Annotated in this window: 1 protein-coding gene; it reads left to right on the plus strand. The window is 57.3% G+C overall.

The window, feature by feature from the left end; genetic code table 11:
- Positions 1-87: 87 nt before the first annotated feature.
- Positions 88-972, plus strand: a complete 885-nt coding sequence (locus tag D1409_RS24175) for an IS1595 family transposase (protein WP_123539516.1) — start codon at positions 88-90, stop codon at positions 970-972.
- Positions 973-1,001 lie beyond the last annotated feature (29 nt).

A 1,001-nucleotide genomic window follows, 5' to 3' on the forward strand; every position in this document is an offset into this window, starting at 1 on the left:
CGCTCTTCGGAAGCAGATTGTTGGTCGAACAGAGCTGGCGCTATGAAAGCGTAGCGGGCAAGGGTGATGCGTCAGCATCACCCGACTATGTTTCCAATTGAAGTATTTCGTTCGGAGGCGAGCGCCGCGAACCTGCTGGAGCAGGTTCGCTGGCGCGAGGGCCTCCAGTGCCCGCGCTGCCAGTCTGAATCGGTGATCAAGTACGGCAGCTATCGAGAGTATCAGCGGTATCGCTGTAAAAATTGTGGACGCACGTTCAACGACAAGACCGGCACGATCTTCGCGCACGCGAAGATCAGCCTCGAGAAGCTGTTGTTCGCGTTCTACTCGTTGCTCCGGTTCAACACGAGTATCCGCCAGTTAGACGCTGAACTTGATGTCTCGTATCGGTCGCTTCACCGGCGCGTCGAGCGCTTCGCCAGAACGCTCGACGCGCCTCGAATCGATCTCGTTGGCCCGGTCGAGATCGACGAGTTCTACGTCTCCGCCGGGAAGAAGGGCCGCGAGCGCGACCAGCCGTCGCGCTCGCGTGGCCTGTCAAAACGTGGACGAGGAAGCTACGACGGAGATAAGCCACCTGTGTTTGTCCTCGTTGATCGCGGTAGCGACCAGCGATACATCATCCCGTCGAAATCCGCCGACGAATCAACTGTGCGACTCCTCCTCGATAACCACGAGGAGGAGTCGCTGACAGTCTATACCGACGGATTTCGTGCCTACGACCCATTAGAGAAGGACGAAACGTACCAGCGAGAAGCGGTTATTCATGGCGAAGGCGAGTACGTTGATGGAGACGCACACGTGAATACGTGCGAGAGCCACGCGTCGCTGGCGCGACGGTGGCTCTCGCCCCATCGAGGCATCTCGAAGAACAATCTCACTGCGTATCTCAGACTCTTCGAACTTCGCCGAGAAATCCTACGCAAACCCGGGCGAGACGCCCTGAAAGAGATTATTCGAACTGTTCTCTGACTCACCAACAATGTCCTTCACAAGAGCGT

The sequence above is a fragment of the Halosimplex salinum genome (assembly GCF_003730195.1).
Taxonomy (GTDB): domain Archaea; phylum Halobacteriota; class Halobacteria; order Halobacteriales; family Haloarculaceae; genus Halosimplex; species Halosimplex salinum.